At 70.1% G+C, this 7581-nt stretch carries 8 protein-coding genes; 6 read left to right on the top strand and 2 right to left on the bottom strand.

The annotated features are described in order from the left end of the window. The coding region (locus CQZ88_RS11915; RefSeq protein WP_258008567.1) for a carboxymuconolactone decarboxylase family protein at positions 1-278 on the bottom strand (278 nt) is incomplete at its 3' end. A 75-nt stretch (positions 279-353) separates the two neighbouring features. On the opposite strand from CQZ88_RS11915, the gene CQZ88_RS11910 reads away from it, so the two are divergent. Continuing rightward, complete coding sequence (locus CQZ88_RS11910) at positions 354-1283, top strand: sigma-70 family RNA polymerase sigma factor (RefSeq protein WP_102799792.1); 930 nt, start codon at positions 354-356, stop codon at positions 1281-1283. A gap of 75 nt (positions 1284-1358) precedes the next feature. Here the strand turns inward: CQZ88_RS11910 and CQZ88_RS11905 are convergent, their stop codons facing one another. Continuing rightward, positions 1359-2453, bottom strand: coding sequence for a VOC family protein (locus CQZ88_RS11905; RefSeq protein ID WP_006933903.1), 1095 nt, complete (start codon positions 2451-2453; stop codon positions 1359-1361). Between the two features lie 221 nt (positions 2454-2674). On the opposite strand from CQZ88_RS11905, the gene CQZ88_RS11900 reads away from it, so the two are divergent. The 5 genes from CQZ88_RS11900 (at position 2675) to CQZ88_RS11880 (ending at position 7529) form a co-directional block, all read left to right on the top strand. Then, positions 2675-3553, top strand: coding sequence for an acetaldehyde dehydrogenase (acetylating) (locus CQZ88_RS11900; protein WP_102799791.1), 879 nt, complete (start codon positions 2675-2677; stop codon positions 3551-3553). Then, the gene (gene dmpG, locus CQZ88_RS11895) at positions 3550-4623 is read left to right on the top strand and encodes a 4-hydroxy-2-oxovalerate aldolase (RefSeq protein ID WP_006933900.1); all 1074 of its coding nucleotides are present in this window, start codon (positions 3550-3552) and stop codon (positions 4621-4623) included. Before CQZ88_RS11900 ends, dmpG begins: the two co-directional genes overlap by 4 nt. 15 nt (positions 4624-4638) lie before the next feature. Beyond that, the gene (locus CQZ88_RS11890) at positions 4639-6117 is read left to right on the top strand and encodes an aldehyde dehydrogenase (protein WP_006933898.1); all 1479 of its coding nucleotides are present in this window, start codon (positions 4639-4641) and stop codon (positions 6115-6117) included. A 165-nt stretch (positions 6118-6282) separates the two neighbouring features. Beyond that, positions 6283-7035, top strand: coding sequence for an SDR family NAD(P)-dependent oxidoreductase (locus CQZ88_RS11885; RefSeq protein WP_006933896.1), 753 nt, complete (start codon positions 6283-6285; stop codon positions 7033-7035). Between the two features lie 65 nt (positions 7036-7100). Continuing rightward, positions 7101-7529 carry a tautomerase family protein gene (locus CQZ88_RS11880; protein ID WP_006933894.1) on the top strand — a complete coding sequence of 143 codons (429 nt, stop codon included), beginning with the start codon at positions 7101-7103 and terminating at the stop codon, positions 7527-7529. Positions 7530-7581: the final 52 nt, after the last annotated feature.

The following is a 7581-nucleotide window of genomic DNA, read 5'->3' as shown; positions in this document are numbered from 1 at the left end:
GTCAGCGCCAGGGCCGCCCGCTCGGCATCGGTGAAGTACGGCGCCTCGCGCCACGCCGCCACCGCGAACAGCCGCTTGTCGGTCTCCCCGTCCTTCTTCGCCAGCCGCGGGTGCATGTCCACACAGACGCTGCATCCGTTGATCTGGCTCGCCCGCAGATGCACGAGGTGGGTGGTGCGCGCCGGCAGCCCGCCACCGTCGGCGGCGTTCCCCAGTGCCTGCAACGCCGTCACCGCGTCGGGCAGAACGAGCGCGGGATTCGTCATTCGAGCCTTCATGATCGTCTCCTTGTCACATCCGGGGTCGTGCGTTCGTCACAGCCATGACGGATCCCGACGACAGAATGTGACGACATGAGCGACGGAAACTTCTCGGCCCACCCCGGCGGCGCCTTCCCCGCCGAACAGTTCGAGGCACATCGGGACCATCTCCGGGCGGTGGCCTTCCGCATGCTCGGCTCGGCGAGCGAGGCCGACGACGCCGTGCAGGAGGCCTGGCTGCGCCTGCACCGCTCCGGCACCGACGAGGTCGCCAACCTGGGAGGCTGGCTGACGACGGTGGTGAGCCGGGTGTGCCTGGACATGCTGCGCTCCCGGGGCTCGCGCCGGGAGGTCCCCCTCGATCAGCCCGACCGTCCCGAACCTGGGTCGACGGACCCGCGCGACGTTCCGGAAAGCGCTGCACTACTGGTCGATTCGGTCGGTGTGGCCATGCTCGTCGTGCTCGACACCCTCGCCCCGGCCGAACGCCTCGCGTTCGTGCTGCACGACCTGTTCGCCGTCCCGTTCGACGAGATCGCCCCGATCGTGGAGCGCTCCCCCGCCGCCACCCGCCAGCTCGCGAGCCGCGCGCGGCGGCGCATCCAGGGCGCGACCGCCCCACGAGCCGACCTGATGCGCCGCCGTCGCCTCGTCGACGCGTTCCTCGCCGCGTCGCGGGAGGGACGGTTCGACGACCTGCTGGCCCTGCTCGATCCGGACGTGGTCCTTCGCGCGGACGACGTCGCCGTGGCGACGGCCCGTGCCGGCGCGGCTCACGGCGCACCGGCGCTCGCGCACGAGCTTCACGGACCCCACAGCGTCGCAAAGGTTTTCGACGGCCGCGCCCAGGCCGCCCGGACGGTGCTCGTCGACGGAATGCCCGGTGCCGCATGGGCGCCGGGCGGCCGTCCGCGCACGGTGTTCGCCTTCACGATCGAAGACGACGCGATCGTCGAGATCGAGGTGGTGTCGGATCCCGGGCAGCTCGCGGCGCTCGAGGTGACGTTCCCGGACGCCGGCTGACACGCGAGTGCGCACCTCTCGTCGCGGCACGCCGGAGACCGGCGCGGGAGGTGCGCACCCGCAGAAGGCCAGGGCTCAGACCGGGGATCCCGAAACCGCTCGGGAATGGTCGATTTCGTCCGGAACCGCGCGTTCCGCGGCACTCACCTCCGGGTCGTCGACGGGAGCGCCCGGACCGAAGTGCGAGAACTTCTCGATGTGCTGATCGAGTGCGAGCGGATTCGGGGTGCCGTAGGTGAAGTACGTCTCCCACGGCAGCTTCGCGCCGCCGACCGCGAGACCGGTGTCGATATCGGACATCTGCCAGGTCTTGGTCTCGGCGTCCGGATCCAGGTGCAGGTAACCGGCCTCGCCGAACAGTTCGATGCGGTTGCCGCCCGGCTCGAACACGTAGAGGAACTGCCCCTGGGTGATCCCGTGCTTGTCGGGGCCGGCCTCGATCTGGATGTCGTAGTCGCGGAACATCTCGACCGCATCGGCAAGGTGCTGGCCGGTGCCGTAGTAGAACGCGAGGTGGTGGAGCTTGCCGCGGCCGCCGGTCATGTCCCGCATGCAGGCGACCTCGTGGCCGAGCAGGTTCGAGCTCATCCAGGCGCCGATCTCGACGTTGCCGTCCACGACGCGTTCGGTGGTGCGGAATCCGAGGTGCCGCTCGAACGAGTCCTTGAGCGGGGTGACATCCGAGGCCATCAGGTTGAGGTGGTCGATCCGCTTGACCGGAATCCCCGACAGCGGCTTCTTCGACGGCCGCGAGAGGATCTTGCTCTGCAGTTCCTGCGGGGCGACGTACTTCTCCACCTCCCACAGCAACTGCAGGTTGTGACCGTCCGGGGACTGGAACTCGAAGGTCTTGCCGTAGCCGAACTGGTCCTCGCTCCACGTACCCTCGACGTTGCCCTGCTTCAGCGACGCCACGCGGCGCTCGAGCGCCTCCGGCGAACTGGCGCGCAGCGCGGCGTGGCCCATGCCGGCTTCCGGCGCCTCGGTGACCTTCAGGCTCCACTGGTACGGGTCTTCGTACCCACGCAGGTAGACGGACTGCCCCTCCCGATGCGTGACGTACATGCCGAGGAACTTCGTGAAGAAGTCGAGGGTTTCCTGCGGCCTGGGGGTGAACAGTTCGGCACGGGCGAGGTGCGCGATGTCGAAACGGGCAGTGGGGTCGGTCATGGCTACTCCTGATCTCCGCTGGCCGGGCTTGCTGCTCCGGTTGTGGTGGATGTCACGAGCTTGCGGGGGTGCCGGCGCTTCCGTCAGCGCTGTTCGGGATAGCCGAACACCGATCGGATCACGGCCGGGCGTGTCCGGTACCGCCGGATCACCCGCCGTCTACCAGGGGATCGCCCCTAGCGTCGGCAGCATCACCCCGACACTGGAGGGAAGGCCCACAGATGAGTCGATTGAAAGCCGCGATCGTCGGATCCGGGAACATCGGGACGGACCTGATGTACAAGCTGTTGCGGTCCGAGCATGTCGAGCCGGTGTACATGGTCGGCATCGATCCGGCCAGCGAGGGACTCGAGCGGGCCCGGCGGGAGGGCCTCGAGGCGTCCGCGGAGGGGCTCGAGTGGCTCCTGGCCCGGCCCGAGCTGCCGGACGTGGTGTTCGAGGCCACCTCGGCGAGGGTGCACGCCGCGGCCGCACCCCGGTACGCCGCGGCCGGCATCACCGCGATCGACCTGACGCCCGCCTCGGTGGGCCCGTACGTCGTGCCCGCGGTCAATCTCACCGAACACCTCGACGCACCGAACGTGAACATGGTCAGCTGCGCCGGTCAGGCCACGATCCCGATCCTGTACGCGATCAACCAGGCCGCGGACGCCTACTACGGGGAGATCGTCGCCGCGATCGCCTCGCACAGCGCCGGCCCGGGCACCCGCCAGAACCTCAGCGAATTCAGCGAGAAGACCGGCCGGGCACTCGCGCAGGTCGCCGGCGCGGACCGCGCCAAGGCGATCTCGGTGATCAACCCGGCCGAGCCGCCGATGAACATGCGCGACACCGTCTACGCCAGGGTCCGCCACCCCGACCCGGACGCGATCGAACGCGCCGTGGTCGAGATGGTCGCCAAGGTGCAGCAGTACGTCCCCGGCTACACGTTGCGTCTGGTCGATGTGGACGGCGACCTGGTCACGGTCATGCTCGAGGTCGTCGGCGCCGGCGACTTCCTGCCCACCTACGCCGGAAATCTCGACATCATCACCGCCGCCGCCGTGCAGGTCGCCGACGTCATGGCGCAGCGCAGCCTCGTCCAGGGAGCAGCCCAGTGAGCACCACCGACACCACCCACACCCCCGGCACCCCCGGCGGGCGCCGCAAGGTCACCCTCGTCGACACCACCCTGCGCGACGGCATGTCGTCGGTCTCGCACCGGTTCACCCCCGGCAACGTCGCCGACATCGCCCGCGGCCTCGACCGGGCCGGGATCCCCACCATCGAGGTGGCCCACGGCATCGGCCTCGGTGCCTCCTCGATCCAGTACGGCTTCGCCGCCGCCACCGACCCCGAGTACGTGCGTGCCGCCGTCGACGCCGTCGACGATGCGGACATCGCGGTGCTGTACGTCCCGGGCATCGCCACCCTCGCCGAACTGCAGGGCGCGATCGACGCCGGCATCAAGACCGTGCGCGTCGCGGTGCACTGCACCGAGGCCGACTGCGCCCAGCAGCCCGTCGAGTGGGCCAAGGACAAGGGCCTGAACGTGATGACGTTCCTGATGATGAGCCACAAGCTCGAGCCCGAACCGCTCGCCGAGCAGGCCGCCAAGCTCGACTCCTACGGCGCCGACGTCGTCTACGTCGTCGACTCCGCCGGCGCGATGGTGCCCCGGCACGCCGGCGACCGCGTCGCGGCCCTGCGGCAGGCGATCTCCGCCGACATCGGTTTCCACGCTCACAACAATCTCGGGGTCGGCATCGCCAACGCGCTCACCGCGGCCGAGCACGGGGCGACGTTCATCGACGGGTCGCTGCGCGGGCTCGGCGCCAGCGCCGGCAACGCCCAGACCGAGGTGCTCGCCGCCGCGTTCGAGCGGGCCGGCTGGGACACCGGGGTCGAGCTGTTCCCGCTGATCGACACCGCCGAGCACGTCGTCGCCCCGCTGATGACCGAACCGCAGATCGTCGACGAGACCGCCCTGATCCTCGGCTACGCCGGGGTGTACTCGACGTTCTTCCACCCGACCAAGCGGGCCGCGAAGAAGTTCGGCCTCTCCACCCGCGAGATCCTGCTCGAGCTCGGCCGCCGCGGCGTCATCGGCGGGCAGGAGGACATGATCGTCGATGTCGCCTCCGAACTGGCCGGCCGCACCTACGAACTGCCGGCCCGAGCCGGCGTCTGACCCGGGGAGACTGCCATGACACAGACCCAGAACACGCCGTCGGTGACGCAGGTCCGGCACCTGATCGGCGGCGAATGGAAGCCGGCGTCGGACGGGGCCACCTTCGAGTCCCGCGACCCCCACGACGGGGCGCTGCTCGGGGTCGTGCCCGCGGGCACCGCCGAGGACGGTGCCGCGGCGATCACCGCCGCCCGCACCGCCTTCGACGACGGCCCCTGGCCGCTGCTGTCCCCGAAGGAGCGCGCGAAGATCCTGCACGCGGTCGCCGACACGGTCGACGCCCACCGCGAGGAACTCGCCCTGCTCGAGACCCGCGACGGCGGCAAGAGCATCAACCAGTCGCTGCACGCCGAAATCCCCCGCGTGGCCCACAATCTGCGGTTCTTCGCCGACTACGTCGCGATGGCCGCCAACGAGGCCTACCCCGACGGGGACCTGCTGTCCTACGTGCTCTACCCGCCGGCCGGTGTGGTCTCGGCGATCAGCCCGTGGAACGCACCCCTGATGCTGGCCACCTGGAAGATCGCCCCCGCGTTGGCCTTCGGTAACACCGCGGTGCTCAAGCCGGCGCCGCAGACCCCGCTGACCGCGCACCGCTTCGCCGAACTCGCCCTCGAGGCCGGACTGCCCGAGGGCGTGCTCAACGTCGTGCACGGGTTCGGCGGTGAGGCCGTCGCCGGGCCGCTGACCTCGGATCCGCGGGTGGATCGGATCACCTTCACCGGCTCGAGCGCGACGGGCGTGAAGATCCTGCAGGCCGCGGCAGTCAACCACACCCCGGTCTCGGCGGAGATGGGCGGCAAGTCCGCGAACATCGTCTTCGCCGACGCCGACCTCGACGTCGCCGTGCCGATGGCGATCCGCGCGATCTTCGGCGGCAACGGACAGGTGTGCCTGGCCGGGTCCCGGCTGCTGGTGCACAACAGCATCATGGACGAGTTCCTGGCCCGGTTCACCGAGCAGGCGAACACGCTCACCGTCGGCGACCCGAAGGACCCGTCGAACTTCCTGGGCCCGCTCATCGAGCAACGCCACCTCGACAAGGTGCACGGCTACGTCGAACTCGCCCAGGAGGAAGGCGGCAAGGTCGTCACCGGCGGCGCCCGCCTCACCGACGAGGCCCGCGCCGGCGGCTTCTACTACCCGCCCACCGTGATCACCGGGCTGACCAACGACTCCCGCACCGCACGCGAGGAGATCTTCGGCCCGGTCGAGACCGTCCTCGGCTTCGACACCGAACAGGAGGCCCTGCGCATCGCCAACGACTCCCCCTACGGCCTGGCCGGGATGCTGTTCACCCAGAACCTGGACCGGGCCCACCGGATGGCCGCCCGCTGGAAGGCCGGCACCGTGTGGATCAACACGTTCTTCGAACGCGACCTGCGCCTGCCGTTCGGCGGCGAAGGCGCCAGCGGCCTCGGCCGCGAAGGCGGCCAGTACTCGCGCGAATTCTTCACCGAACCCCGCGCGGTCACCCTCCGATTGCGCGGCTGAAACGGCCGGAGAATCGGATTCGCTCCGCAGACCGGAATCCGCCCACGGCATCTTGCGTGGGCGGATTTCTGTTCGGCGCGTCGATCGCGGCCGAACGACCAATCGCCCGTCCCGCTACTGCGCGGATCGTCCGGGCGTTCCACAACGGCAAGAGGGAGCACAGGTATGACTTCGTCCTCAGTGTGTGTCGTCGTCGGCGCGACCGGTGCGATGGGCACCGAGTTCACCCGTCGCCTGGCCCGTCGCGGCCTTCGCGTGATCGCCGTCGCCCGCAACGCCGACGACCTCGACAAGCTGGCGGCCTCGGACGACCTGATCGTCCCGTGCGTCGCCGACATCGCCGACGACAGCGCGATCGAGGCGATCGCCGCCCACGTCGACGCACCGGTGCGGATGGCCGTGTTCGCGGCCGGACTTCCGGTGCGCGGCTCGGCCGACACCATCGCGCCGGGAGACTTCGCGGTCGGCGCGAACATCAAGGTCGGCGGGCTGGTGCGGCTGCTGCACGCCGTCCGCGACCACCTGGTGCCGGGTTCGCGTTTCGTGACGATCGCCGGGTCGCTCGGACTCGAACCCGGCCCGCTCGACGCCGGGCCGGGGACGGTGAACGCCGCGGTCTTCAACCTCATGCGCCAGCTCAGCGCGCTGTACGGCCCGAAGGGCGTCACCACCCACACCATCGCGCCGGGGCCTGTCGACACGCCACGGCTGCGGAAGTTCGTCGAGACCGAAGCCGCCGAGACCGGCCGCGACCCCGGCGAGATCTGGAACCGCTACCGCGCCAAGACCACGCTCGGCCGGCTACCGACCCTCGACGAGATCGGCTGGACTCTGGAGATGCTGCTCGCCCCCGAGGCCGCCGTGCTGCACGGAAGCGTCCTCACCGTCGACGGCGGGACCCGGCACGGAGTCCAATAGTCACGGAGTCCAATAGTCACGGCGTCCACTAGATCTGTACCCCAAAACGTCACAAAGGAGCGGCCATGCCCGTTGCACACTTCCATCTCGTCGACGGCGCCTACACTGCCGAGCAACGACGTCGGCTGCTCGCCGACGCGAGCCGCTGCTACGCGGAGGTCCTCGACTCCCCGATCGAGCGAGTGCGGGCGTTCGTCGTCCGGTACGACCCGGACGACGCCGCGACGGCCGGGACGGTGATCGCCGACGGCGGCACCCCGGCCCCCTACTTCACCGCGATCGTCCTCGCCGGACGCCCGATCGAGCAGCGCCAGGAGTTGGCGGCGCGATTCACCGATCTGATCGTCGAGATCCTTGGGGCGCAGCGGGATCTGGTGCGCGGACAGATCGTCGAGGTCGATCCGGTGAACTGGTCCATCGCAGGCAACCCGGCCGCTGCCACGCGCGCCGGCGAGATCACGGCGCGCGCGGCGGCCGCACAGCCGGCGCGGTGATCAGCGGGGCATGAGCGAATGTGCCGTTACGTCGATCTATCCGACACAACGG

Source organism: Rhodococcus sp. ENV425 (assembly GCF_002887785.1).
Taxonomy (GTDB): domain Bacteria; phylum Actinomycetota; class Actinomycetes; order Mycobacteriales; family Mycobacteriaceae; genus Rhodococcus; species Rhodococcus aetherivorans.
The sequence above is the reverse complement of the archived record's forward strand: the minus strand, read 5'-3'. Positions and strand labels throughout refer to the sequence as shown.

Coding starts and splice junctions, on each gene's coding strand:
- CQZ88_RS11900 (WP_102799791.1), top strand. CDS start 2,675: ATGAGTCGATTGAAAGCCGCGATCGTCGGATCCGGGAACATCGGGACG.
- CQZ88_RS11910 (WP_102799792.1), top strand. CDS start 354: ATGAGCGACGGAAACTTCTCGGCCCACCCCGGCGGCGCCTTCCCCGCC.
- CQZ88_RS11890 (WP_006933898.1), top strand. CDS start 4,639: ATGACACAGACCCAGAACACGCCGTCGGTGACGCAGGTCCGGCACCTG.
- CQZ88_RS11880 (WP_006933894.1), top strand. CDS start 7,101: ATGCCCGTTGCACACTTCCATCTCGTCGACGGCGCCTACACTGCCGAG.
- CQZ88_RS11885 (WP_006933896.1), top strand. CDS start 6,283: ATGACTTCGTCCTCAGTGTGTGTCGTCGTCGGCGCGACCGGTGCGATG.
- CQZ88_RS11905 (WP_006933903.1), bottom strand. CDS start 2,453: ATGACCGACCCCACTGCCCGTTTCGACATCGCGCACCTCGCCCGTGCC.